Origin of the sequence: Micromonospora solifontis (assembly GCF_003725545.1) — a bacterium.
In the GTDB taxonomy this organism is placed as follows: Bacteria; Actinomycetota; Actinomycetes; order Mycobacteriales; family Micromonosporaceae; genus Micromonospora; species Micromonospora solifontis.
Genome location: NZ_RJLN01000016.1, coordinates 40,652 through 65,004, shown reverse-complemented (window position 1 = coordinate 65,004; position 24,353 = coordinate 40,652). Strand labels below are relative to the sequence as shown.

General features: G+C 75.0%; 18 protein-coding genes. 7 read left to right on the top strand and 11 right to left on the bottom strand.

All coding sequences use genetic code 11. The features are described 5' to 3' along the window. The first annotated feature begins 181 nt into the window (after positions 1-181). The 3 genes from EFE23_RS08235 to EFE23_RS08225 are packed head-to-tail and all read left to right on the top strand — an operon-like array spanning position 182 to position 2,896. Positions 182-1,246 carry an ABC transporter substrate-binding protein gene (locus tag EFE23_RS08235; protein WP_123240303.1) on the top strand — a complete coding sequence of 355 codons (1,065 nt, stop codon included), beginning with the start codon at positions 182-184 and terminating at the stop codon, positions 1,244-1,246. Beyond that, on the top strand, positions 1,243-2,022 hold the full coding sequence (locus tag EFE23_RS08230) for an ABC transporter ATP-binding protein (RefSeq protein WP_123240302.1): 780 nt from the start codon (positions 1,243-1,245) through the stop codon (positions 2,020-2,022). Before EFE23_RS08235 ends, EFE23_RS08230 begins: the two co-directional genes overlap by 4 nt. Continuing rightward, on the top strand, positions 2,012-2,896 hold the full coding sequence (locus EFE23_RS08225; RefSeq protein WP_123240301.1) for an ABC transporter permease: 885 nt from the start codon (positions 2,012-2,014) through the stop codon (positions 2,894-2,896). Before EFE23_RS08230 ends, EFE23_RS08225 begins: the two co-directional genes overlap by 11 nt. Positions 2,897-2,946: 50 nt before the next feature. On the opposite strand, the gene EFE23_RS28445 is transcribed toward EFE23_RS08225, so the two are convergent. The 7 genes from EFE23_RS28445 to EFE23_RS08190 all read right to left on the bottom strand — a co-directional run bounded on the left by EFE23_RS28445 (position 2,947) and on the right by EFE23_RS08190 (position 13,802). Beyond that, complete coding sequence (locus EFE23_RS28445) at positions 2,947-3,120, bottom strand: hypothetical protein (protein WP_199736970.1); 174 nt, start codon at positions 3,118-3,120, stop codon at positions 2,947-2,949. A gap of 143 nt (positions 3,121-3,263) precedes the next feature. Continuing rightward, positions 3,264-4,529 (bottom strand): DEAD/DEAH box helicase, encoded by a 1,266-nt coding sequence (locus EFE23_RS08215; protein WP_233600916.1) that lies wholly within the window; start codon positions 4,527-4,529, stop codon positions 3,264-3,266. A gap of 216 nt (positions 4,530-4,745) precedes the next feature. Then, complete coding sequence (cspE, locus tag EFE23_RS08210) at positions 4,746-4,949, bottom strand: transcription antiterminator/RNA stability regulator CspE (protein ID WP_007464836.1); 204 nt, start codon at positions 4,947-4,949, stop codon at positions 4,746-4,748. A gap of 211 nt (positions 4,950-5,160) precedes the next feature. Next, positions 5,161-8,613: an ATP-dependent helicase gene (locus EFE23_RS08205; protein WP_123240299.1), complete on the bottom strand. Its 3,453-nt coding sequence runs from the start codon at positions 8,611-8,613 to the stop codon at positions 5,161-5,163. Then, positions 8,610-12,143: an ATP-dependent helicase gene (locus tag EFE23_RS08200; protein ID WP_123240325.1), complete on the bottom strand. Its 3,534-nt coding sequence runs from the start codon at positions 12,141-12,143 to the stop codon at positions 8,610-8,612. Before EFE23_RS08200 ends, EFE23_RS08205 begins: the two co-directional genes overlap by 4 nt. Before the next feature lie 231 nt (positions 12,144-12,374). After that, positions 12,375-12,920: an LOG family protein gene (locus EFE23_RS08195; RefSeq protein WP_123240298.1), complete on the bottom strand. Its 546-nt coding sequence runs from the start codon at positions 12,918-12,920 to the stop codon at positions 12,375-12,377. A 3-nt stretch (positions 12,921-12,923) separates the two neighbouring features. Further along, positions 12,924-13,802, bottom strand: a complete 879-nt coding sequence (locus tag EFE23_RS08190; RefSeq protein ID WP_123240297.1) for an LOG family protein — start codon at positions 13,800-13,802, stop codon at positions 12,924-12,926. A gap of 156 nt (positions 13,803-13,958) precedes the next feature. Here EFE23_RS08190 and EFE23_RS28440 point away from each other — a divergent pair, with 156 nt between their 5' ends. Then, complete coding sequence (locus EFE23_RS28440) at positions 13,959-14,120, top strand: hypothetical protein (protein ID WP_199736969.1); 162 nt, start codon at positions 13,959-13,961, stop codon at positions 14,118-14,120. Positions 14,121-14,186: 66 nt separating this feature from the next. Here EFE23_RS28440 and dapE read toward each other — a convergent pair whose 3' ends face one another. Beyond that, the gene (gene dapE, locus EFE23_RS08185; protein WP_123240296.1) at positions 14,187-15,260 is read right to left on the bottom strand and encodes a succinyl-diaminopimelate desuccinylase; all 1,074 of its coding nucleotides are present in this window, start codon (positions 15,258-15,260) and stop codon (positions 14,187-14,189) included. A 24-nt stretch (positions 15,261-15,284) separates the two neighbouring features. Between dapE and dapD the strand changes: the two genes are divergently transcribed. Next, on the top strand, positions 15,285-16,244 hold the full coding sequence (gene dapD, locus EFE23_RS08180) for a 2,3,4,5-tetrahydropyridine-2,6-dicarboxylate N-succinyltransferase (protein WP_123240295.1): 960 nt from the start codon (positions 15,285-15,287) through the stop codon (positions 16,242-16,244). An 82-nt stretch (positions 16,245-16,326) separates the two neighbouring features. Here the strand turns inward: dapD and EFE23_RS08175 are convergent, their stop codons facing one another. Beyond that, positions 16,327-19,704 carry a S8 family serine peptidase gene (locus EFE23_RS08175; RefSeq protein WP_123240294.1) on the bottom strand — a complete coding sequence of 1,126 codons (3,378 nt, stop codon included), beginning with the start codon at positions 19,702-19,704 and terminating at the stop codon, positions 16,327-16,329. A gap of 105 nt (positions 19,705-19,809) precedes the next feature. On the opposite strand from EFE23_RS08175, the gene EFE23_RS08170 reads away from it, so the two are divergent. Then, entirely contained in the window at positions 19,810-20,376 is a 567-nt protein-coding gene (locus EFE23_RS08170) for a sugar O-acetyltransferase (RefSeq protein ID WP_123240293.1), read from the top strand. Positions 20,377-20,465: 89 nt separating this feature from the next. Then, complete coding sequence (locus EFE23_RS08165) at positions 20,466-23,042, top strand: hypothetical protein (RefSeq protein ID WP_123240292.1); 2,577 nt, start codon at positions 20,466-20,468, stop codon at positions 23,040-23,042. Here EFE23_RS08165 and EFE23_RS08160 read toward each other — a convergent pair. Both EFE23_RS08160 and EFE23_RS08155 read right to left on the bottom strand, forming a co-directional pair. Next, positions 23,019-23,666: a nucleoside/nucleotide kinase family protein gene (locus EFE23_RS08160; protein WP_123240291.1), complete on the bottom strand. Its 648-nt coding sequence runs from the start codon at positions 23,664-23,666 to the stop codon at positions 23,019-23,021. The genes EFE23_RS08165 and EFE23_RS08160 overlap by 24 nt on opposite strands. Next, on the bottom strand, positions 23,666-24,310 hold the full coding sequence (locus EFE23_RS08155) for an SIMPL domain-containing protein (protein WP_123240290.1): 645 nt from the start codon (positions 24,308-24,310) through the stop codon (positions 23,666-23,668). The genes EFE23_RS08160 and EFE23_RS08155 overlap by 1 nt, the downstream gene beginning before the upstream one ends. Between the last annotated feature and the right edge of the window lie 43 nt (positions 24,311-24,353).

Below are 24,353 nucleotides of genomic sequence, written 5' to 3'. Positions count from 1 at the left end.
ACGCGTCCGCACCGCCCGCACGCGCGGTGTGGCGCGGCACTCCTGGCGGCCCGCGCCGGAGTCGACCGGGTGGCCCGACCCACGTCGGCCTTCCCGGATCGTGGATGGGAGTTGACGCCGCTCCGCCGCCACTCCACTATCCCTATCAACTAAATAGGAATACTGTGGATTGGACATCACGATGAGACGGCTCCCCTGGCACCGGCTGGTCTCCCTCGCCACCCTCGCCGTGGTCGGCACGGCCACCCAGGTCGGCACGGCGGCCTGCGGTGCCGCCACCGGCGACGCGGCCGGCACGTCCGGACCGGTGACGCTGCGCCTCGGCTACTTCCCGAACATCACCCACGCGCCGGCCGTCGTCGGCGTGGAGAAGGGCATCTTCGCCGAAAAGCTCGGCAGCGACGTCAAGCTGGAGACGAAGACCTTCAACGCCGGCCCGGCCGCCATCGAAGCGGTCTTCTCCGGGGCGCTCGACGCCACGTACATCGGCCCGAACCCGACCGTGAACGCCTTCTCCAAGTCCAAGGGCGAGGCGGTCCGGGTCGTCTCCGGGGCGGCCTCCGGCGGCGTCGCGCTGGTGGTGAAGCCGGAGATCACCGCGGTGGAGCAGCTGCGCGGCAGGAAGATCGCCACGCCGCAGCTCGGCAACACCCAGGACGTCGCGCTGCGCTACTGGCTCAAGGAGAAGGGCCTGCGGACCACCAAGGAGGGCGGCGGCGACGTCAAGGTCGTCCCGCAGGAGAACGCGCAGACCGTGGAGACGTTCGGCAGCGGCGCGATCGACGGTGCCTGGGTGCCCGAGCCGTTCGTCTCCCGCCTGGTCAACGCTGGCGGGAAGGTGCTGGTCGACGAGCGCGACCTCTGGCCGGACCGGAAGTTCGTGATCACCAACCTGCTGGTCAGCACGAAGTTCCTCAAGGCCCACCGGGACGTGGTGAGGAACCTGGTCGAGGGCCAGGTGGCGGCCAACGAGTTCGTCAACACCAGGCCGGACGAGGCGCAGCAGGCCATCTCCGACCACATCGGCAAGATCACCGGCAAGCCGCTGGACGTCAAGCTCATCCGGCAGGCCTGGCCGACCCTGGAGTTCACCAACGACCCGATCGCCGCGTCGCTGAAGACCGGCCTGGACCACGCCGTCGCCGTCGGGCTCACCCAGCCGGTCGACCTCGACGGCCTGTACGACCTGTCGTTCCTCAACGAGGTGCTCAAGGCCCAGGGCGAGCCCGAGGTCACCCAGCCGTGACGCCGACCACGACGACCCCGCGCGGCGTGACCGGCTCGGTCGCGCTGCGCGGGGTGACCAAGGTGTACGGCCAGGGCGGCAACGCCGTCCTGGCGCTCGACCGGGTCTCGCTGGACGTCACACCCGGCGAGTTCGTCTGCCTGGTCGGCGCCTCCGGCTGCGGCAAGAGCACGCTGCTCAACCTGGTCGCCGGCCTGGACCGGGCCAGCGGCGGCGCGATCGAGCTGGGCGACGGGGTCAACCCCGGCCTGATGTTCCAGGAGCCGGCGCTGTTCCCGTGGCTCACCGTCGAGGCCAACGTCGAGGTGCCGCTCAAGCTGCGCGGCCTGCCCCGCGCCGAGCGCCGGGCCCGGGTCGCCGAGCTACTGCGCACGGTCCACCTGGCCGACTTCGGCCGCCGGCGCCCGCACCAGCTCTCCGGCGGGATGCGCCAGCGGGTCGCGCTGGCCCGCACCCTCGCCCTGGACACCCCGGTGCTGCTGATGGACGAGCCGTTCGGCGCGCTCGACGCGATGACCCGGGACATCCTCCACGACGAGCTGGAACGGATCTGGTCCGAGCGGGGGCTGACCGTGCTCTTCGTGACGCACAACGTCCGCGAGGCGGCCCGGCTCGCCGACCGGATCATCCTGCTCTCCAGCCGGCCCGGCCGGATCATCTGGTCCACCCGGGTCGACGTGCCCCGGCCCCGGCGGATCGACTCGCCGGAGATCGCCACCATCGCCGCCGAGGTCACCGACCGACTGCGTACGGAGGTGGGCCGCCATGGCCAGTGACACCCTCACCGGGTCCCCGCGCACCGACGCGGAGATCTCCGGACTGGACGCCCTCGACATCGCCGGCCGGGAGAAGGCCCCGTCCCGGTTGCGTCGCGGCTGGTCCGCGCTCTGGCCCAAGCTCGCCGCGCTGGCCCTGGCCGTCGGCGCCTGGCAGGTCGTGGTCTGGACCGGCTGGAAGGACCCGTGGGCGCTGCCCGGGCCGGCCGTGGTCTTCGCCGACCTCGGCCACTACCTGGTCAGCCCGGCGCTCTGGGACGGCCTGGCCACCACCGCCCGGCGGGCCGCCATCGGCTTCGCCGCCGCGGTCGCGGTGGGGCTGCTGCTCGGTCTCGGAGTGGCGCGGGTGAAGGTGCTCCGCGCCGCCCTCGGCTCGATGATCACGGCCTTGCAGACCATGCCGTCGATCGCCTGGTTCCCGCTGGCCATCCTGCTCTTCCAACTCAGCGAGCAGGCCATCTTCTTCGTGGTGGTGCTCGGCGCGGCCCCGTCGGTGGCCAACGGCGTCATCCACGGCGTCGACTACGTCCCGCCGCTGCTGGTGCGGGCCGGCCGCAACCTCGGCGCCCGCGGCCCGCACCTCTACCGGTACGTGATCGCGCCGGCCGCGTTGCCCGCTATCGTCGCCGGACTCAAGCAGGGCTGGGCCTTCGCCTGGCGCAGCCTGATGGCCGGCGAACTGCTGGTGGTCATCGCCACCCGGACGTCGATCGGCGCGCAGCTGACCTACGCCCGGGAACTGAGCGAGGCGCCCCGGTTGCTGGCCATCATGATCGTCATCCTGGTGGTGGGACTGCTCGTGGACGCCGCCTTCGGCGCGGCCGACAAGGCGATCCGCCGCCGGTGGGGCGTACTGGACCAGGCCGGTGCCTGACGACGACCCGGTGCTCGCGGTCGCTTGACGCCCGGGGTCGCACGGCGGCGTCAGCCGGCGGCGTCCCCCGCGGCGCCGGCCGGCGGGTGGAGACCGACCAGCCCGGCGGGGGCGGGGTGCCAGGGCGCGAAGGCCGCGACCATGGCGAGCACCAGGCCCGCGCCCGCGATCGCGAGCACCAGCAGCAGCTCACGGGTCGCCCTCGAACCGGCGTCGCCCGCCATGGTCACCCCTCCCCCGCGGCCGGCACGCCCGGCCTCGCTCCCCCGCAACCAGCATCACCGGCGAGTCACGGGGAAACAGTCGCCCACCGGACCCACGGATCGCTGATCCCCGACTCAACGGCGAGAAAGCGCCCGGGGTCCGGTCAGCGGCGGCGCGGACGCCGGGAGCGCCCCGGGCGGGCGGCGGACGAAAGCGAGGCCGGGGGCGGCGGGGCGATGGTGACCGGTACGCCGGACGGCTCGCGGGCCCCGGTGGCCCGGCTCAGCTCCTCGTCGCCGGGGCGTACCCGGGCGCTCCGGGGCGTGATCCCGGCGACGCTCATCAACCGGGAGACGTCCCGGCGCTGCTCGGGCAGGACCAGCGTGACCACAGTGCCGGACTCCCCCGCCCGGGCGGTACGCCCGCCCCGGTGCAGGTAGTCCTTCGCCTCGGTCGGCGGGTCCACGTTGACCACCATGTCCAGCCCGTCCACGTGGATGCCGCGAGCCGCCACGTCGGTGGCCACGAGCGCGGTCACCTGGCCGGTACGGAACTGCTCCAGGATCCGGGTGCGCTGCGGCTGCGACTTGCCGCCGTGCAGGGCGGCGGCCCGGACCCCCTTGGCGAGCAGCTGGCGGGCGACCCGGTCGGCCCGGTGCTTGGTCGCGATGAACAGGATGGTGCGCCCCTCCCGCGCGGCGATGTGCGCGAGCGCGTCGGGCTTGTCCGCCGCGTCGACGTGCAGCACGTGATGGGTCATCGCGGTCACGGTGGCGGTGCCCGGGTCGACGGAGTGCGAGACCGGGTCGGTGAGGAAGCGGCGGACCAGCTTGTCCACGCCGCCGTCCAGGGTGGCGGAGAAGAGCATCCGCTGCCCGTTCGGGGCGACCTGCTCCAGGAGCTTGGTCACCTGCGGCAGGAAGCCCATGTCGGCCATCTGGTCGGCCTCGTCCAGCACGGTGATCGCCACCTGGTCCAGCCGGGCGTCGCCGCGGTTGATCAGGTCGTGGAGCCGGCCCGGGGTGGCCACCAGCACCTCGGCGCCGGCGCGCAGGGCGTCCGCCTGCCGTTGGAGGGACAGCCCGCCGACGACGGTGGCGCAGCGCAGCCCGACCGCGCGGGCGTACGGGGCGAGCGCGGTGGTGACCTGCTGGGCCAGCTCACGGGTCGGCACCAGCACGAGCGCCAGCGGCCGGCCGGGGCGGGCCCGACGGCCGGCGGTACGGGACAGCAGCGGCAGCCCGAAGGCGAGCGTCTTGCCCGACCCGGTCCGGCCCCGGCCGAGCACGTCCCGGCCGGCGAGCGAGTCCGGCAGGGTCGCCGCCTGGATCGGGAACGGCTCGGCGATGCCCTGCGCCGACAGTTCGGCGAGCAGCGCGGGAGCCAGGCCCGTCGTGGCGAAGGTGGGCGCGCTCATGGTCATGGTCATGCGGAAGCCTTCCTCGACGCGGCACGTGTCGAGGGAGGCGTCGAGAGCGACGCTGTCAACCGGGGGACTCGTCCGCCGGGACTCACAAGCACGAACCGAAGGGGGTACGGGCCGGTCCGCCGCCGGGCGCCGCCCGCCGGAGCGGGGGCGGCGCGGCGGACCGGGCCCGTCACCGTGCCCTGAGGGCGCGGTGGATGGTGCTGAGCGATCCGAAGATCAGAGCGGGCGGATGTTCTCCGCCTGCGGGCCCTTCTGGCCCTGGGTCACCTCGAACTCGACCCGCTGGTTCTCGTCCAGGCTCCGGTAGCCGGAGGACTGGATCGCCGAGAAGTGGGCGAAGACGTCGGCGCCGCCGCCGTCCGGGGTGATGAAGCCGAAGCCCTTGTCAGCGTTGAACCACTTGACGGTGCCAATTGCCATGTGTTTCGTCTCCTTGACGGAACGTTCGGACCCGCACCTGTTGCGGGCCGAAATTGAGTGCGTCGCGCGGAGATGCGCGGCGCACCTGTCGCTGCTGGTCGCCCCGCCCGGAGAACTCCGGACACAACAAAGAGCGCCTGGGGCCACAATCCGCCAGGCGCACACAGAGTCTCTGGTAACCAAAACTGCAACGCGCCTAACCTACCACGGTTTACGTAACGCCGCGCCCGTCCGCCGAAATTTCCGGCACGCCGCCGACCAGTGCGGTCAGCCCGTCGGCGTCCAGCAGGTCCGCCGGCCGGACGGTGACCCCGTCCCGGACGTAGTGGAAGGCGGCCCCTACCCGCTCGACCGGCACCCCGGCGAGCTCGGCCCAGGCCAGCCGGTAGACGGCGAGCTGCACCGCCGCCGCCTCGGCCTCCCGTCCGGTGGGCTGCCGGCCGGTCTTCCAGTCGACCACGTCGTACCGGCCGCCGGGGCGGGCGAAGACGGCGTCCATCCGGCCGCGTACCACCACGCCGGCGATCACTGTGGCGAACGGCACCTCCACCTCGACCGGCACCCGGTCGGCCCACTCGCTGGCCAGGAAGCGCTCCTGGAGGTCGGTGAGCGCCTCGTCCGGGGCGGCATCCTCGTCCGCCGCGCCCGGCAGCTCGTCCACATCGAGCAGCCGGTCGGCGCCGAAGCGCTGCTCCAGCCAGGTGTGGAAGGCGGTGCCCCGACGGGCGTACGGGTTGGGCTCGCTCGGCATGGGCCGGCGCAGCGTCCGGGCCAGGCCCGCCGGGTCGCGGCGCAGCGCCACCAACTGGGTCACCGACAGGTGCCCGGGCAGCTCGACCTCGACCGCCTCCGCCCCGCGCAGCAGTTCCGCCCGCTCGGTTAGGAGCAGGTCGGCCTCCCGCCGCCAGCGCGCCACCTCGGCATCGTCGGCCGGCGGCGCGGCGGCGGGCACGGCTCCTTCGACGGCGGTCCGGAGGTCGACGGCCGCGGCGCCGGCGGCGAGGACGGCCGCCTCGCGGTGGGCCGCGTCGGGGTCGGCGAGGTACCGGCGGACCAGGGCGGCGGCCTCGGCCAGCGCCGGGCGGCGGGCGCCGAGCGGGTCGGCCGGCCACTCGGCGCGGAGCACCTGCTCGGTGGTCGGGTTGACCGCGTCCGGGGCCGGCTCGGGCGCCCACTCGTCGACCAGGTGCCCGGCGGTGCCGTCCAGGCACGCGTCGTGCACCTCGCGCAGGAACACCGAGGGACCGCGGAACCGCTTCGTCCCCTCCCCCCACCAGTGGCCGGAGCAGAGCAGCAGCCGCCGGGGCCGGGTCACCGCCACGTACGCCAGCCGGCGCTCCTCCCGCTCGTCGTGGGCCCGCCAGGCGTCGGTGAAGTCCTCCAGCGCCCGGGCCACCCCCCGCTGGTCCCCGGCCCCGGTCAGCCCCAGCTCGGGCAGGCCGTCGGCGTCGCCGCGCAGCGGGAACGGCAGCACGCCGAGCCCGCCCAGCCAGTGGTCGGAGTTGCGCACCGGCCCCGGCCAGACGCCCCGGCTCAGCCCGGCGACCGCCACGACGTCCCACTCCAGTCCCTTGGCGGCGTGCGCGGTGAGGATCTGCACCGCGCCCTCCACCACCTCGACCTCGCCCGGGGTGAGACCGCGCTCCTCGTCCTCGGCGGCGGCCAGATAGGCGAGGAAGCCGGCCAGCGTGGCGCCGGGCGTCTCACCGCTGAACCGGGCCGCCACGTCGCCGAGCGCGTCCAGGTGGCCGCGGGCCAGGCCGGCGTCGCCGGTGCCGTCCCGGCCGGCCCGGACCGCCACCTCCACGTCCAGGCCGATGGTCCGCTCGATGTCCGCGATCAGCTCCGGCAGGGACTGGTCGAGCCGGTACCGCAGCAGCGCCAGCTCCATCCCGTACGCGCGCAGCCGGGCGTACCCCTCCGCCGAGTACGCCTGCGCCGGCCCGAGGTCGGCCAGCGCCTCGACCAGGGTCGCCTCGTCGAGCGCGTCCACGGTGATCTCGGGCCCGCCCTCGCCGGCCAGCTCCCGGCGGGCCCGGGCGATCGCCTTCGCCCGCCGGTGCAGGGCCACCAGGTCACGCGGCCCGATCCGCCAGCGCGCCCCGGTGAGCAGCCGCAGCAGCGCCGCCCCGTCGGTCGGGTCGGCGAGCACCCGCAGCGTGCAGACCACGTCCCGGACCTCGGGGGTGTCCAGCAGGCCGCCGAGCCCGACCACGTCGACCGGCAGCCCGCGGGCGCGCAGCGCGGACTCGATCGCCGGGATCTGGCTGCGCACCCGGACCAGCACGGCGGTGGTGGGGCGCTGCGGCACCGGGATGTGCTCGGGCAGCGCGCCGGGCGTCCCGGCCGCGCCCCGCCAGGCGGCCAGCACGCTGTCCGCGATCCAGTCCGCCTCGTCGGCGTACGTCTCCAGGAGCGCGCAGTGCACGGTGCCGGCGGCCCGGCCGCGCGGGCTGCGGTGCGGGATCGGCTCGCGGACGCTGAGCGCGGCGTGCAGCTCGGGCACCCGGGCGCCGGCCGCCCGCAGCGGCACCGAGAGCGCGTTGGCGACGCCGAGGATCTCCGGCCGGTTGCGCCAGCTGGTGGTGAGGCTCAGCACCTCGGCGGGGGTGCCGTCGGCGCGGGCGAACTCGGTGGGGAACCGGTCCAGCGTGCCGGCGCTGGCCCCCCGCCAGCCGTAGATCGACTGGCAGGGGTCGCCCACGGCGGTGACCGGGTGGCCGCCGCCGAACAGCGCGTTGAGCAGCACCACCTGGGCGTGGCTGGTGTCCTGGTACTCGTCGAGCAGCACCACCCGGAAGCGGTCCCGCTCGATCACCCCGACGCCGGGGTGGTCCCGGGCCACCCGGGCCGCCCGGGCGAGCTGGTCGGCGAAGTCCATCGCCTCGAAGTCGTCCTTGCGCCGGGCGTACGCGCGGACCAGGGGTAGCAGCTTGAGCCGGGTCCGCTGGAGCTGGAGCGCCTTCTTCACGTCCGCGTAGACCCGGCCGGGGCGGGACTGCACGTCGGCGAAGAACCGGCCGGTCCAGGCGGCCAGATCGTCCGGATCGACCAGGTGCTCGTCCAGCTCCCCGGCCAGCGCCAGCACCGCGTCGGTGATGGTGGACGGCATCCGGTCCACCTCGGACATGTCCCCGTCGTAGTTGCGCACCAGCAGGTCGACGAGCTGCCAGCGGGACGCCTCGGTGAGCAGCCGGGTGGTCGGCTCGTAGCCGGCCCGCAGCCCGTGCTCGGTGACGATCCGCCCGGCGTACGAGTGGTAGGTGGAGACGGTCGGCTCGCCGGTGAGCGGGTCCTCGTGCGGATCCCGGCCCTGCCGACCGAGCCGGCGGATCAGCTGGTCGAGCCGGGTACGCACGCGGTGCGCCAGCTCGCCGGCGGCCTTGCGGGTGAAGGTGAGGCCGAGCACCTGCTCGGGCCGGACGTACTGGTTGGCGACCAACCAGACCACCCGGGCGGCCATCGTCTCGGTCTTGCCGGAGCCGGCGCCGGCCACCACCAGCAGCGGCTCGACCGGGGCCGCGATGATCGCCGCCTGCTCCCGGGTGGGCGCCGGCAGCCGGAGCAGCTTGGCCAGCTCGACCGGCGTGTAGCGGGGGCCGGCGTCGGCGGCGCGGGGCGCCGGGGCGGCACCGGCGCCGAACAGCGTGGGCTGGGTGGTCACGGGCTCTCCGCGGGCGGCTCGACGACCTGGCGGCCCTGGCCGGACACCGGGCAGCTGGTGCGTACCGGGCAGACCCGGCACTTGGCGTTGGCGACCGCCGCGAACGTCGCGGCGGCCATCGTGTCCGCGGTCCGCCGGACCAGCGCGGTGGCCCACCCGGCCTCGGGGCCCTCCCCGGCGGCGGCCTGCGCCTGCTCCTTGGCCTCCTTCGCCCCGGTGCCGAGCTGCACCAGCGCGGCGCCCCCGGACTCCTCGCCGAACTCCGCGAACGCTCCCGCCTCCACCGCCGCCTGGTACGCCCCGAGCTGCGGATGCTCGGCGACCTCCCGCTCGGTGACCGCGGTGGACTTGCCGGTCTTCAGGTCGATGACCACGAGCCGGCCGTCCTCGTCGACCTCCAGCCGGTCCACCCGGCCGGTCAGCTCGATCGGCCGGGCCGGGTCGTCCAGCCGGACGGCGAACTCGTGCTCGATGGCGAGCAGCCGGCGCGGGTTGCCGGCCAGCCAGCGGAGCAGCTTGTCCACCATCGCCTCGGCGCGCTGCCGCTCGGGGCCGACCATCCAGCGGGCGGCCAGCTCGATCGCGTCGAACCGGGCGGCCACGTAGTCCAGCAGGGCGGTCCGGTCGGCGCTGGCGTCCTCGGCCAGCATCGCGGCGGCGTGCACCAGGTTGCCGACGCCCTGCGCGGCGCTGGCCGGACCGCTGCCGCCGTGCCGTTCCAGCAGCCAACGCAGGCTGCACCGCAGCGCGCTCTCCATCGCCGACGGGGTGACCCGGACCGGCTCTCCCTCGTCGACCAGCGGCCGGTCGTCGGAGAGGCCGCGCAGCCCCCACCAGTCGTCTGGGTGCGCGCCGGGCACCCCGGCGGCGGCCAGCCGGGCCAGCTCGGCCGCCGCCGCGCGCCGCCGGGTGACCGGCACGGCCGGGTCGGTGACCGCGGTACGCAGCTCCGCGACCAGCGCGGACAGGGTGAGCCCGCGCGGCGGCAGGGTGACCGGGAGAACCACCGGCGCGCCGTCCGGCGGGTCGTCGACGACCGGCACCGGCCCGTCCGGCATCGGCGTCGGGTGCGGGCCGGCCGGCGGCGCGCCGCTCCCACCCACGGCCGGCGGCCCGGCGGCGGCCAGTTCGTGCAGGAAGCGGCTGGGCTGCTCCTCGTGGTCGTCGCCGCCCACCGCCGCGGAGGCGACCGCGGTGACCAGCAGCCGGCGGCGGGCCCGGCTGACCGCCACGTGGAAGAGCCGGCGCTCCTCGTCGAGCAGCGCCGAGGTCTGCCCGACCAGGCTGGCCCGGAGACCGGCGCCGTCGGCCCGGCCGGCGAGCACGTCGACCAGCCGTTCCGAGCCGAGCAAACTGCCGCGCAGCCGCAGGTCCGGCCAGACACCCTCCTGCACCCCGGCGATGGCGACCAGGTCCCACTCCAACCCCTTGGCGGCGTGCGCGGTGAGCAGGCGTACCGCCTCGCCCCGGTCGGCGCTGGCGGCGAGGGTGTCGGCGGGCAGGTCCTGGCCGAGCACGTGGTCGAGGAAGACCTCGGTACGCGCGCCGGGCAGCCGGTCGGTGAACCGGGCCGCCGCGTCGAAGAGCACCAGCACCGCGTCCAGGTCCCGGTCGGCGGCCTCGGCCCGCCAGCGCTGCGCGGTCTCGTGCTCGCCGGTGGCCGCCCGACCCCGGGTGATCGCCCCGGCCCAGCGCTCGGCCAGGCCGCTCTCCCGCCACACCGCCCACAGCACGTCCTCGGCGGTCGCGCCCGGCCCGGCGGCGGCCTGCCGGGCGGTGTCCAGCAGGCGGGCCACCGCCTGCGCGGGGGCCGCCCAGCGCCGCTCCACGGTGGCCAGTTCGGCCGGGTCGCGCAGCGCCTCGACGATCAGCTCGCCGGAGGGACGGCGGTCGCCGGCGGCCAGCGCCAGCGCGCGGAGGCCCTGCCGCAGCCGGCGTTCGGCGAGCGGGTCGGCGCCGCCCAGCGGCGAGTGCAGCAGGGCGACCGCCGCCTCCTCGTCCAGCTGCTCGGGGTCGAGAGCGCAGCGGAGCAGGAGCAGCAGCGGGGCCACCCCGGGCTGCAGGTGCAGCGGCAGGTCCTCGCCGTGCACCACGGTCGGCACCCCGGCCGTGTGCAGGGCCCGTCGCAGCGACGGCAGCTGCCGGCCGGTGGACCGGACCAGCACCGCCATCCGGGACCAGGGCACCCCGTCGAGCAGGTGCGCCTCGCGCAGCGCGTGGGCCAGCCAGGCGGACTCGCTGGTGGCGGAGCGGAAGGTGCGTACCTCGACGGCGCCGGGTGGCGCGTCGGGCAGCGGGTGCAGCCGGCGGTGCCCCGCCGGGCCGCGCAGCCGGCGGGCCAGCCGGGCGGTCGCCGCGAGCAGCTCCGGCCCGGCCCGGTACGACGTGGTCAGCGTGACCTGCGCGGCCGGCGCCCCGGAGGCGGTGCGGAACCGGTGCGGGAAGGTGCCCACGCCGGCCGGGTCGGCGCCGCGGAAGGCGTACGTGGAGGAGTCCGGGTCGGCGAAGGCGACCAGGGACTTGCCACCGCCGGCCAGCACGGCGAGCAGGTCGAGCTGGGCGGGGTCGGTGTCGGCGAGTTCGTCCACGTAGACGTGCGCCAGCCGGCGGCGCTCGGCGGCCAGCAGCTCGGGGTCGTCGAGCAGCATGCCGGTGGCGGCCCGGACCAGTTCGGCCGGGTCGTACGCGATGGAGCCCCGGTTGCTGACGTCGCGCAGGGCGAGGACGGCGACGTACTCGCGGAGGAAGCGGGCGGCGGCCGGCCAGTCGGCGCGGCCCAGCTTCTCCCCCAGCCGGGCCAGCTCGACCGGGCCGACGCCCCGCTCGGCGGCACGCATCAGCAGGTCGCGGAGCTGCTGGGCGAAGGCCCGGGTACGCAGCGCGGGGCGCAGGTCCTCCGGCCAGCCGACCGGGTCGTCGCCCGGCTCCTCGCCGACCACGTCCAGCAGCTCGCGGATGATCAGGTCCTGCTCGGGACCGGTGAGCAGCCGGGGCGACGGTTCGCCCCGCTCGACGGCGGCCCGCCGCAGCAGTCCGAAGGCGTACGCCGGGAAGGTGCGCACCAGCGGCTCGCGGACCACCCGGACGGGCCGGGTCGCGGTGCCGCCGACCGCCGGCCCGTCGGCGGGGCGGTGGCCGGTGCCGGCGATCCGCGCCTCGATCCGGTGGCGCAGGTCGGTGGCGCCGCGCCGGCCGAAGGTGAGCACCAGAATGCGTTCCGGGTCGACGCCCTCGGCCACCCGGGCGGCGACCGCCTCGACGAGCGTGCTGGTCTTGCCGGTGCCCGGCCCGCCGACCACCAGCATCGGCCCGTCGGTGTGCGCGACCACCTCGGCCTGCACCGGATCGGGTCGCCGCGCGTCGGGTCCGTGGGCGGCGCGCGGGTGCGCGCCATCGCCCGTCGACCCCCCGGATCGCGGCTCCGCTACGGCCGGGCCCTCGGCCCGGCCACCCCCCTGCCCCGCCCCGCCGGAGTGGACGACCCCCGCCCCCACCCCACCGGGCCGGCGCACCAGCCGGTACGCCTCCATCGCCCACATCCCACCACGCCGGTACGACGCCCGAAAACCGACACCACCCACCCCACCCACCCCACCACCCACCCCACCGCCCACCCTCACCCCGCCCCAGCTCACGTCGATCATGAGGTTGACGGCACCAACGGAGATCGACTTCGCCGCCAACTTCATGATCGACCGCGCGGTGGGCGGTGGGTGGGGGGGTGGGGGGGTGGGGGGGTGGGGGGTGGGGTGGGGTGGGGGTTAGGTGAGGTGGGCGTCTAGGAGGGTGAGGGCGGCGGGGACGGTGTCGGCCACCATCAGGAGGTCGAGGCCGGCCGGCTTGAGGAAGTGGTGGTCCGCGAGGGTGTGCAGCCAGTCGAGCAGGGGGCGGTAGAAACCGTCGGCGTCGACCAGCACCATCGGCTTGTCGTGCAGGGCCAGGGTGGCGGTGGTCCACACCTCGAACAGCTCGTCGAGGGTGCCGAGCCCGCCGGGCAGCGCGACGAACGCGTCCGACTTGTCAATCATGAGCGTCTTGCGGCTGGCCATCCCGTCGGTGACCAGCAGCTCGTCGGCGGCCAGGTCGGCGACCTCCAGGTCGACCAGCGACTGCGGGATGACCCCGAGGGTACGGCCGCCGGCGGCCCGGGCCCCGTCCGCCACCGCGCCCATCATCCCCACGCAGCCACCGCCACTGACCAGCGTGTGCCCGCGCCGGGCCAGCTCCCCGCCGGTCTCGGCGGCCAGCTGCAGCCAGCGCTGGTCCAGGGTGCGGGAGGACGCGCAGAACACGCAGATCGCGGCCACGACTCAGCGCTCCCCGGCCCGCCGGGCCCCCGGGCCCTCGGGCGCGGCGTCGGCGGCGGCCCGCTGGTCGGCGGCGACCCGGGCGACCGCCTCCTCGCGGATCGCCTCCTGCTCGGCGGAGAGCACCGCCTCGGCCTCCACGATGTGCCGGACCGCCTCGTCGACGTCGTCGGTGAGGCAGATCAGCTCCAGGTCGGCCGGGCCGATCTTGCCCTCGCCGGCCATCGCGTCCCGCAGCCAGTCGAGCAGCCCGCTCCAGTAGTCGACGCCCATCAGCACCACCGGGAAGCGGGTGACCTTGCCGGTCTGCACCAGGGTCAGCGCCTCGAAGAGCTCGTCCATGGTGCCGAAGCCGCCGGGCAGCACGACGAACGCCTGCGCGTACTTGACGAACATGGTCTTGCGGGCGAAGAAGTAGCGGAAGTCGATCGCCAGGTCGACCCAGTCGTTGAGGCCCTGCTCGAACGGCAGCTCGATGCCGAGGCCGACGGAGAGCCCACCGGCCTCGCTGGCGCCCCGGTTGGCCGCCTCCATCACGCCGGGGCCGCCGCCGGTGATCACCGCGTAGCCGGCCCGGGCCAGGGCGCCGCCCAACTCCTCGGCCAGCCGGCATTCCAGGCTGTCCGGCTTGCTGCGGGCCGAGCCGAAGACGCTCACCGCGGGTGGCAGGTCGGCCAGGGTGTCGAAACCCTCGACGAACTCCGACAAAATGCGCAGCGCCCGCCAGGCGTCCTTGGTCTTCCAGTCGCCCCTGCCCCGCGAGTCCAGCAACCGTTGGTCGGCGGTGCTGGTGGGGATCGCCCGGTTGCGCAGGGTGACGGCACCGCGGTGCCGCTCCCCGCCCGGAACGCGGCCGGGCGGCCGCCCGTCGCTCTGGCTCATGCAGCCACCGTAGTGGAGGCACGGCGGCCGGGCGCGGAGGCGGGCCAGCCGACGAAATTCTTCGCGATCTTGGGCAACTAATTCGGTCGCTCGTACGTCTTACTATTCACATACGGGGTATGCCCCGGCGCGTTGCCTTCGGGGGAGGAGCGAGCGTTGATCAGCAACAGCGAGATGGTCCGGATCCGCCGGCAGATGCAGCGGCGGATCCGCGACGTGGTGGCCGAGCGCCGCCGTGCCCGGATGATGGAAGCCCACCACACCGACCTGACCGGCGAGTCCACCGAGACCGAAGCCTCGCTGAGCACGAACGTCTGACCGGCCGCCGGCCCGACTCCGGGGGGTCCGCGACACCGTCGCGGGCCCCCCGATCGGGTGTCGGGGTCAGGCCGAAGCGAGCCAGCGGTGCAGGGTGGCCGCGCCGTCGCGGATCTTGGTCAGCTCGACGTGCTCGTCCTTGTGATGGGCCAGGTTGGGGTCGCCGGGGCCGAAGTTCAGCGCCGGGATGCCCAGGGCCGCGAACCGGGCCACGTCCGTCCAGCCCAACTTGCCGATCGGCGCCGCCCCGACCGCGGCCAGGAACTCCTGGGCCGGCGGGTTGTCCAGCCCGGGGGCGGCGCCGGCCGCCGCGTCGGTCACCGCCAGGTCGAAGCCGGCGAAGACCTCGCGCAGGTGCGCCTCGGCCGCGGCCGGGTCCCGGTCCGGGGCGTACCGGTAGTTGATCTCGATCTCGCAGTGGTCCGGGATGACGTTGCCGGCCACCCCGCCGGTGATCCGCACCGCGTTCAACCCCTCGCGGTAGTCGCAGCCCTCGATGGTGACCCGGCGGGCCTCGTACGCGGTCAGCCGGCGCAGCACCTCGCCCGCGCCGTGGATCGCGTTCACCCCGTGCCAGGACCGGGCCGCGTGGGCGCGCTCGCCGTGCGTGGTGACGACCGCCCGCATGGTGCCCTGGCAGCCCGCCTCGACGATCCCGTACGTCGGTTCCAGCAGCACCGCGAAGTCGGCCTGGAGCCACTCGGGGTGGGCCTGGGAGACGAGCGTGAGGCCGTTGTACCGGGACTCGATCTCCTCGGCCTCGTAGAAGAAGTACGTGACGTCGTAGCGCGGGTCGGGCAGCGTCACCGCCAGGTGCAGCGCGAAGGCCACCCCGGACTTCATGTCGGAGGTGCCGCAGCCGTACATCAGGTCGCCGCGCATGGTCGACGGGAAGTTGCCGTTGAGCGGCACCGTGTCCAGGTGGCCGGCGAGCACCACCCGCTGCGCCCGACCCAGGTCGGTGCGCGCCATCACGGTGTTGGAGTGCCGGAAGGTGGTCAGGTGCGGAACGCCCCGCAGCACGTCCTCGACACAGTCGGCGATCGCCTTCTCGTTCAGGGAAACGGACTCCATGTCGACCAGCGCGCGGGTCAGCGCCACCGGATCAGCCAAGACCTCGGGGGTCAGCGGGTTCTGCATGATTCGCACGGTACCGTCAGCACCGTGAGGAGCGCACAGTCTGCCTGGGGCATCGGCCTGGCCACGATCACCGCTGACGATCAGGTGCTGGACACCTGGTATCCGACCGGCAAGCTGGGACTCGGCGAGTTGCCGCTGGTCCCCGGCGAGGACCAGGCCGACGTGCTCGACCTGCCGCCCGGGGCGGTCGGCGAGCGGTCGCTGCCCGGCCTGCGTACGGTCCAGGTGGTCACCGTGATCGGCTCGCTGGACGACCCGATCAAGGACGCCCCCGACGCGTACCTCCGGCTGCACCTGCTCTCCCACCGCCTGGTGCGACCCAACGAGCTCAACCTGGACGGCATCTTCGGCAAGCTGGCCAACGTGGCCTGGACCTCGGCGGGGCCGTGCCCGCCCGAGCGGGTGGACGAGCTGCGCGTCATCGAGCGGGCCGCCGGCCGCCACCTGGCCGTGTACGGGGTGGACAAGTTCCCCCGGATGACCGACTACGTGGTCCCGTCCGGCGTGCGGATCGCCGACGCGGACCGGGTCCGGCTCGGCGCCCACCTGGCCGCCGGCACCACCGTGATGCACGAGGGCTTCGTCAACTTCAACGCCGGCACGCTGGGCACCTCGATGGTCGAGGGGCGGATCGTGCAGGGCGTGGTGGTCGGCGACGGCTCCGACATCGGCGGCGGCGCGTCCATCATGGGCACCCTCTCCGGCGGCGGCACCGAGAAGGTGCGGATCGGTGAGCGGAGCCTGGTCGGCGCGAACGCGGGCGTGGGGATCACCCTCGGTGACGACTGCGTGGTGGAGGCCGGCTGCTACATCACCGCCGCCTCCAAGATCACTCTGCCGGACGGCCGGGTGGTGAAGGCCCGCGAGCTGTCCGGCGTGGACGGGCTGCTCTTCTGGCGCAACTCGGTGACCGGCGCGCTGGAGGCGAAGCCGCGCACCGGCCGGGGCATCGAGCTGAACGCGGCGCTGCACGCCAACGACTGACGCGGAACGGGCCGGGGCGCGCTGCCCCGGCCCGTCCGCCGTCCGGGCCTCCCGGCGGGGAGACCGCGGGCCCGGACGCGGCTCACCGCAGGCGGTACGCCTGGATGATCCGCTCGGTCACCGTGTTGCCGGCGCTGTCCCGCGCGGTGGCCCGCAGGGAGACGTACCCGGGGCCGGCGGGGTGCCGGACCACGGCCGCCCAGCCGGCGCCTTGCTTGTGCAGGTCCGCCTTCCGCCAGGTCTGCCCGCCGTCGTAGGAGACGTCGACGGTGAGCTTGGCGACCTTGGCGGCCGGCGCGCCCGGCTGCCGCTCGACGGTCACCGGGATGGTGAAGGTCCGGCCGGCCGGGGCGCTGTTGTCCACGGCCAGCGGCGGCGCGAAGCGCACCGCCATGGCGGGCAGCGGGATCCAGTCGTCCCCGGCGACGTGCCGGGAGCGGAAGGTCCAGGTCGCCGTGACCTCGGTGCTCAGGTCGGTGAAGCCGCGCCGGGCGGAGGTCTCCAGCCGGTAGTCCGCGGCGCCCGCCGGCACCTCGAACTCACCGTACCCGCCGTACGGGGACTCGCCGACCAGCTCACCGTCGCGGTAGAGCGCGGTCTGCTCGGCCTCGGTGAGCGACGCACCGGCGTGCCCGGCCGCGTCGCTGAACAGCGGCAGGCCGACGGCGATCGTGTCACCGTTGCGGGTGACGCCCTCCCCCGGCCAGCGCGGCTGCGGGAAGGACGGCCCGTACGGCGCCGCGTTCCAGTCCTCCCGGACGGTCCGGCCCGGGCGGTACCGGACCCGGTCCGCGAAGAGCGCGGTCTGCGGGTTCAGCCAGCCCTCCTCGTCCCGGGTGCCGAGGTCGAGCTCGGTGCTCCAGCGCATCCCGGCGGTGCTGTAGTGCTCGACCCGCTGGCCGGGGACGGTGGTGGGCAGGCCGATCGCCCACCCGCCGATGTTGTACGCGGAGTCGGGGAAGACGATCCGCTCCGCCTCCTGGCCCGGGGCCCCGCCGCGGAACCGGTGCACCACGGTGGCCAGGTCCCGCTGCCGGTAGTGCTTGACGTACCCGGTCGGGAAACGGCCGGGCAGCGCCTCGCTGGTGGCGTAGAGGTACGGGCTGGAGGCGGCCGTCAGGTCGGCCCACTGGCTGCCGACCGCGCCGACGAACCGGTCGGCCGTCGTGGCGCCGCCGAGCTGAGCGCTGGCCAGCCCGGTGAAGTCCGCCGACAGCAGGCTGAAGCCGTAACCGCCACCGTCCGCGGAGAACCAGTTGGCGCCGACGTCGACCAGGGCGGGCGTGGCGTCCCGCTTCGGCACGGTCACCCGGACCGGTTTCGCCGACCGGGCGTCCACGGTGAGCCGCAGGTCGCGGTCCACGGTCAGGAGCGGCTGCGCCAGCGTGCTGGCCCCGGCCGGTTCGCCCTGACCGTCGCTCTCGAAGACGATGGTGTACAGGCCGTACGCGCCCTTCGGGACGCGCACCTGAGCCTCGCCGTCGGCGTCGTAGACGTCGATCGTCGCGAAGCCGTCCAGCCCGGCCAGGGTGGTGAAGTAGTCCCCGGTCGCCGCGCCGGCCCGGTTCCGGTGACTGATGGTCACCGTGTAGCTCTCCACCTCCCGGTTCACGGCCAGCGGGGTGACCGCGACCGTGTCGCCGGCGCGGGCCACGATCCGCCCGGTCCAGTAGCCGTCGGCGCCGCCGAGCCGGGTGTCCACGGTGACGGTCACCTGGGCGGTGCCGCCGGCCGGCACGGTGACCCGGGTGGCGCTCAGCCGGAACATCCCCGCCGGCGCGGTCCGCCCGCCCGGCCCGGTGATCTCGGTGGTCAGGTCGAGGGTGAGCACGCTCGTACCGGAGTTGTGCCAGGTGACCGTGCGCTCGATCGGAGCGTCGTCGTCGTGCGGCCAGGCCGCCCGGCCGAAGGAGATGCCGGCGGGCTCGCTGGTCACCGGCTCGCTGATCGCGTGTGCCACGTCGACCCGGCCGGCTCCCTGCTCGTACGCGGTCTGCTCCGGGTGCGGCTTCGCCGAGGACATCAGCGTCGCCTTGAGCTGCCCGGCGGCCCAGTCGGGGTGCCGCTGGGCGAGGATCGCCGCCGCGCCGACCACGTGCGGGGTGGCCATCGAGGTGCCGGAGAGGGAGACGTAGCTGTCTCCCACCGGGTCGCCGATCTGGCCGTTAGCGGCCCGGGCGGCGACGATCTCCACGCCGGGCGCGGTGATCTCGGGCTTGAGGGCGTCGTCGCCGGCGCGTGGTCCCCGACTGGAGAAGGGCGCCAGCTCGTCGTCGCGGTCCACCGCGCCCACGGCGAGCGCGTCGTCGGCGGTGGCCGGCGAGCTGACCGAGCCGTCCGCGCCGTCGTTGCCGGCTGCGATGACGAAGAGGGTGCCGGTCTGCGCGGTCAGCGTCTGCACGGCCTGCTCGAGCGGGTCGATCTCCGGGGTGTTCCAGCCGCCGAGGCTCAGGTTGACCACATCGGCGTCCTTCTCCACGGCGGCCCACTCCATGCCGGCCAGGATGGCCGAGTCGGCGCAGCCGTACTCCTCGCAGACCTTGCCGGAGAGCAGGGTCGCGTCCGGTGCCACGCCCCGGTACTTGCCACCGGAGGCCGCACCGCTGCCGCCGATGATCGAGGCGACGTGGGTGCCGTGGCCGACCTTGTCGTCGGCGTCGGGCATCTCGCTGAAGTTGCGCGACTCGGCGACCCGGCCGGCGAGGTCGGGGTGGGTGACGTCGACGCCGGTGTCGAGCACGGCGACGGTGACCCCCTTGCCGGTGAAGCCGGCGGCCCAGGCGGTCGGCGCGCCGATCTGCGGCACGCTGTGGTCCAGGGAGATCTGTCGCCTGCCGTCGAGCCAGATCCGGTCGGCACCCCCCGCCGCGTCGATCCGGGCGCCGGGGCTGCCGGCCGTCAGGGTCCGCCAGACCGCGCCCGCGTCGGCCTTCGCCGCGGTGACCGCCGCGCCGCCGATCGCCGGCAGCTCGCGGGTCACCCGGGTGCCCGCGACGGGCGCGGCGCCGCGCCGGGCGACCCCCTTCGGGTACGACACCAGTAGCGGCAGCGTGTCCCGGTGGGCGTCGTCATAGCCGGACGAGATCAGTTCGGTGACGTCGAAGAGGCGCCGGTCGACCCGCCCCGCGTGGATCAGTGGCAGCGCGTCGCGGGGCGTCACGGTGAGGTGGCCACGGTCCCGGCCGACCAGGAACCGGGTGCCGGCGCGGCCGGGACCGGGGTGGACGGCGGCCCGGCCGTCGCCGGTGACGGTGACCCGGTCCCCGGTGAGCAGGGTGACGGTGACCGGTCGACCGGTCGTGCCGGTGGGCCGGGCGGCGGTGGGGCCGGCCGGCGTGGTGGCGGGACGTGCGGCGGCGGTCCCCGGCGTGCTGCCGAGCACCAGGGTGCCGGCGAGGCCGAGCGCGACGAGTTTTCTTCTCTTTCCGAGCAACCTCTGCTCCTCCCGAAGCGTCTTCATCGATGGGAAGCACATCGATGCGTAGCGTCAGGATTACATACCGGGTATGCAATCGGAAGTCGCGGAGCCGACAGATTCCCGGACGATCCGGGGCATGATCTGCCGGTGACCTCCATGAAGGACCGCATGCTCGCGGGCGAGCTCTACCTCGCCGACGACCCCGAGATCATCGCCGACCTGGACCGGGCGGCCCGGCTCACCGAACGGTTCAACGCCACCTCCGCCGACGACCCCGACGGACGGCTCGCCGCGCTGCGCGAGCTGCTCGGCTCGGTGGGTGAGAACGCCTGGGTCCGACCGCCGTTCCACTGCGACTACGGCTGGCAGACCCACCTGGGGCCGCGCAGCTTCGTCAACTTCAACGCGGTGTTCCTCGACGTCGCCCGGATCACCATCGGCGCCGACGTCCAGATCGGACCGAACGTCCAGCTCCTCACCGCGACCCACCCGGTCGAACCGGAGCCCCGGCGGGCCAAGTGGGAGGCGGCGAAACCGATCACCATCGGCGACAACGCCTGGCTCGGTGGCGGGGTGATCGTGCTGGCCGGGGTCACCGTCGGGGCGAACACGGTGGTCGGCGCCGGCGCGGTGGTGACCCGGGACCTGCCACCCGACGTAGTGGCGGTCGGTAATCCCGCCCGCCCGGTCCGGGCCCTGGATAATGCCACTTGACCTGCTAAAACACCGGCTCTTGGGGGTGCGGATCCGTACCGGACAGTGCACTCTGGGTAGTGGGAGGGTTGACCCAGGGAGCGCGAATCATGGAACGGGTGCTCGAACTTCGGGTGCACGGGGTGTCGAACACCCCGCCGAACCAGCTGCTCGGCCTGCACCCCGCGCCCGGCGGTGACGGGCCGCAGCCCTGGCGCGTCGCCGGCGGTGACGTGACCGGCTTCTACCGGTCCACCACCGCCGGCCGCGACGACCCGATCAGCGTCGAGGCGTACAGCTGGGGGCAGTTGACCTCGGGCGCGCGGACGGCGCGGGACGTCGAGCGGGCGCTGTGGACGCTGCTGCTGCCGTTCACCCTGGCCAACGTGGCACTCTTCGCACGCACCGGCATCCCGGCCGACCCCGACCAGGAACGCTGGGGCAGCCGCTCCGGCATCGTCGCGTGGCTCATCCGGCTGTTCTGCCTGAGCCTCACCGGCACCCTGGTGATCACGCTGACCGGGGTCGGCGTGGACCTGATCGCCTGGCAGTGCGTCGGCCCGGACTGCCTCAGCCACCTTCCCGGCCCCTGGGAGTGGCTGGGCGACACCTGGTGGCGCCGGGACACCCGGGCACTCACCGTCGGTTTGCTGCTGCCGCTGCTCATACTCCTGGCGCTCGGCGGGCTCGCCTGGCGCACCTACCAGTACGAGGCGGAGATGCCCGCCGATCCCCGGCCCCGCCCGGGGAACCGGGACGACCGCCCGGCGACCGAACCCCCCGAACCGTGGGAGAACCCCCTCCAGGACCCGACCTTCTGGTGCGGCGAGGGCCAGTTGCGCCGGGCCGCCGTGCTGCACCTGTGCACCGGCGCGGTGGCGGCCGCCGCCGTACCGGTCAGCGCGGTGATCATCATGGACCCGCCGCGCGGGACACGGGCCGCGGTCGCCTGGCCGACCGTCGTCCTGCTCGCTGCCGTCGTGGCCATCGCCGTGGTCGCGGTGGCCCGGCCCTGGTTGAGTCGCCGCCAGGGGGCGACCCCGCTCGGTCGGTGGAGCGCCACCGTCGCCGTCCTCGCCGGCCTCGGACTGGTCGGCACCTTCGCGCTGCTGCTGCTCCCCGACGGCCCGGCCGGGCGGCCGCTGGCCGAGTTCCGCCCACCGGTCGGCTGCGCCCACGACCCGGGCATCCCCGGCTGCCGGGCCGACCGGTCGCTGCCCGGCTACGACACCGCCGTCGCCTGGCTCGCCACGTACCAGGTGCTGCTGCTGATCGCCATCGGCGCGGTGAACCGCTCCGGGCGGCGGGCGCTGCTCGCCCCGGCGGCCGGCGCCGCGCTGCTGCCGTTCGGGGTGGTCTGGATCGAGCGGGGACTGCCCGCCGTACCGCCCGCACCCGCCGGGCTGGACATCTGGGCGCTCGTCGTGCCGGCCGTCGCGGTCGCCGTGACCGGCCTGCTGCTGCCCCGCACCCGGCCGGCGGTGGCCGAGCAGCCGCTCGGTGCCCACACCGATCTGGCCTGGGGCGGGCGCGGGCCCGCGCTGATCGCCGGCTTCGGCTGGATGATGGCCGTCGCCTACTGCGCCGGCCTGCTCTACTGGTTCAGCGACCGGCTCAACAGCCGGGGCACGCCGAGCGAATCCTTCCGGGTGGTGCCCCCGCTCGCGGTGTTCTGGGCCGGGCTGGCCTGCGTGGTCGGCCTGCTCGCCCTGCTCGGCCTGCTGGTCCGGGCCGGCTTCCTGTTCCGGTCGCTGCGCCGCACCGAGCACGCCACCCTCGCCGCGGCCGCCGGCCTCTCCGCGCACGACCTGCGCCGCTGCCGCGACGTCAGCACGTTCCGGGCGCTGCACCGGCTCGTCGGCGAGCACGCGATCCGGCTGATCGGGTGCCACGCCGCGGTTTCCACCGGCCTGGTCACGCTCTGCTGCGCGGCGGCGCTGTCCCGCAGCCGCCCCAGCCCGCAGTCCCCCGCCGGCTGGCCGGCGGTCGTCCACCGGGCCGCCGACCTCGGCGACATGCTGCTGGGCCTGCTGCCCGTGGTGGTCGGTGTGATCGGCCTGTTCGTCTACCGCAACGACACCGTGCGGCGCTCGGTCGGCGTCATCTGGGACGTCGGCACGTTCTGGCCCCGGGCCGCGCACCCGCTCGCCCCGCCGAGCTACGCCGAACGGGCCGTGCCGGAACTCCAGACCCGGGTGGCCGGCCTGCTCGCGCTCACCCCGCACCATCCGGACCGGATGGACGGCGTGATCCTCTCCGGGCACAGCCAGGGCACCGTCATCTGCGCCGCCACGCTGCTGCAACTGCCCCGCCACTGGCGCCGGCGGATCTGGTTCTTCTCGTACGGCTGCCAGCTCACCCGCCTCTACGGCCGGGTCTTCCCCGCCTACTTCGGGCCGGACCGGCTGCGTGCCCTCGCCCGGGCACTGACCTGGCCCGGCGGATACGTCGCCTGGACCAACTTCTGGCGCGACACCGACCCGCTGGGCTGGCCGGTCAACGCCGGCGAGCGGGACGTGCCGGTCGCCGACCCGGAGGCCCTGCACCCCAGCGGGGGTGAGGTGGCGGACCCGCCGATCCGCAGCCACAGCAACTACCCGGAGGCGCTGGAGTTCACCCGGGAGCGGGCGGTGGTGGCCCGACTGCTGCGCCGGGCCGTCCCGTCACCCCGGCAGGGGGTCGACTAGCCGGACCACCAGGTCGGCGTGCTCGGCGGTGCCCGCGACCCGGGCCGCGTTCGCCTCGTCGCTGCCCAGCGCCCAGGCGCGGGCCTGCTCCGGGGTCTTCCCGTACGCCTCGTGCCGGGCGGTCAGCCGGCGCACCCGCAGCTCGGCGTCGAGGTCCAGGAACCAGACCTCGTGCACCAGCGTCCGCACCTCCTCCCACGGGTCCTCCCGCAGCAGGAGGTAGTTGCCCTCCGTCACCACCAGCCGCACCTCGGGCGGCACCTCGATCGCCCCCGCGACCGGCTCCTCCAGGTCGCGGCGGAACACCGGCGCCCAGACCGAGGTCGGCTCCAGCCGGCGCAACCGGCGCAGCAGGGACACGAACCCGTTGACGTCGAACGTGTCCGGCGCACCCTTGCGCCCCTCCCGGCCCAGCCGGAGCAGCTCCGACTGGGCCAGGTGGAAGCCGTCCATCGGCACCAGCCGGGCGAGCGGCCCGACCTCGGCGACGATCCGCTCGGCCAGGGTCGACTTGCCCGCGCCGGGCGCGCCGGCGATGCCGAGCAGCTGCCGCGGCCCGGCATCGGCCAGGGCCCGCGCCCGGGCCACCAGGTCGTCGACGGAGAGCTGCCGGGCCGGGGGCATCAGCCGAGCACCGGCTCGCTGATGGTGAACCGGGCCTCGACCGCCGCCTGCACGGACTGCGGCTGCGGGTCCAGCTCCAGCTCGGGCGGGGCGGCGGGGCCGCCCTTGGCGAACGCCGCCCGGGCCAGCATCGGCGGGGCGGCGGGCACGCCGGTGTCGGCCAGCTCCAGCAGGGCGGTCACCCGGGCGCCGAGCGCCTCCGCGTACTCCCGGGCGCGGGCCAGCGCGTCCGCGATCGCCGCGTGCCGCGCCTCCCGGTGGGCCGGGCTGTCCGGGCGCAGCGACCACCACGGGCCGGCCACCTCGACCTGGTCCTGGTCGGCCAGGCGGAGCATCAGCTCGCCGAGCGCGGTGAAGTCCTGGACGGTCACCGTGGTGCCGACGCTGCCGTGGTACGCCACCACCCGCTCGCCGGAGCGCCGGGTCTCCGGCCAGACGCGGAGCTGCCCGGTCTCCCGCCGCTCCACGGCCGGGCCGGCCTCGTCGAGCAGCACCCGGACGGCGGCGGCCCGCTCGGCCAATCGGGCGAGCGTGCTCTCCCGGTCCCGGCCCCGGGCGCTCGCGGTGACGGCGAACCGGGCCAGCTCGGGAGCCACCTCCCGGTACGCCTCGCCGCGTACGGCCACGACGGGTGCGTCCACCATGCCTCAACCCTAGGCCATGCCGCGGCCCGGTCCGGGCGCAGCG

Coding starts and splice junctions, on each gene's coding strand:
- EFE23_RS08235 (WP_123240303.1), top strand. CDS start 182: ATGAGACGGCTCCCCTGGCACCGGCTGGTCTCCCTCGCCACCCTCGCC.
- EFE23_RS08225 (WP_123240301.1), top strand. CDS start 2,012: ATGGCCAGTGACACCCTCACCGGGTCCCCGCGCACCGACGCGGAGATC.
- EFE23_RS28445 (WP_199736970.1), bottom strand. CDS start 3,120: ATGGCGGGCGACGCCGGTTCGAGGGCGACCCGTGAGCTGCTGCTGGTG.
- EFE23_RS08215 (WP_233600916.1), bottom strand. CDS start 4,529: ATGACCATGACCATGAGCGCGCCCACCTTCGCCACGACGGGCCTGGCT.
- cspE (WP_007464836.1), bottom strand. CDS start 4,949: ATGGCAATTGGCACCGTCAAGTGGTTCAACGCTGACAAGGGCTTCGGC.
- EFE23_RS08200 (WP_123240325.1), bottom strand. CDS start 12,143: ATGGAGGCGTACCGGCTGGTGCGCCGGCCCGGTGGGGTGGGGGCGGGG.
- EFE23_RS08190 (WP_123240297.1), bottom strand. CDS start 13,802: ATGAGCCAGAGCGACGGGCGGCCGCCCGGCCGCGTTCCGGGCGGGGAG.
- dapE (WP_123240296.1), bottom strand. CDS start 15,260: ATGCAGAACCCGCTGACCCCCGAGGTCTTGGCTGATCCGGTGGCGCTG.
- EFE23_RS08175 (WP_123240294.1), bottom strand. CDS start 19,704: ATGAAGACGCTTCGGGAGGAGCAGAGGTTGCTCGGAAAGAGAAGAAAA.
- EFE23_RS08165 (WP_123240292.1), top strand. CDS start 20,466: ATGGAACGGGTGCTCGAACTTCGGGTGCACGGGGTGTCGAACACCCCG.
- EFE23_RS08160 (WP_123240291.1), bottom strand. CDS start 23,666: ATGCCCCCGGCCCGGCAGCTCTCCGTCGACGACCTGGTGGCCCGGGCG.
- EFE23_RS08155 (WP_123240290.1), bottom strand. CDS start 24,310: ATGGTGGACGCACCCGTCGTGGCCGTACGCGGCGAGGCGTACCGGGAG.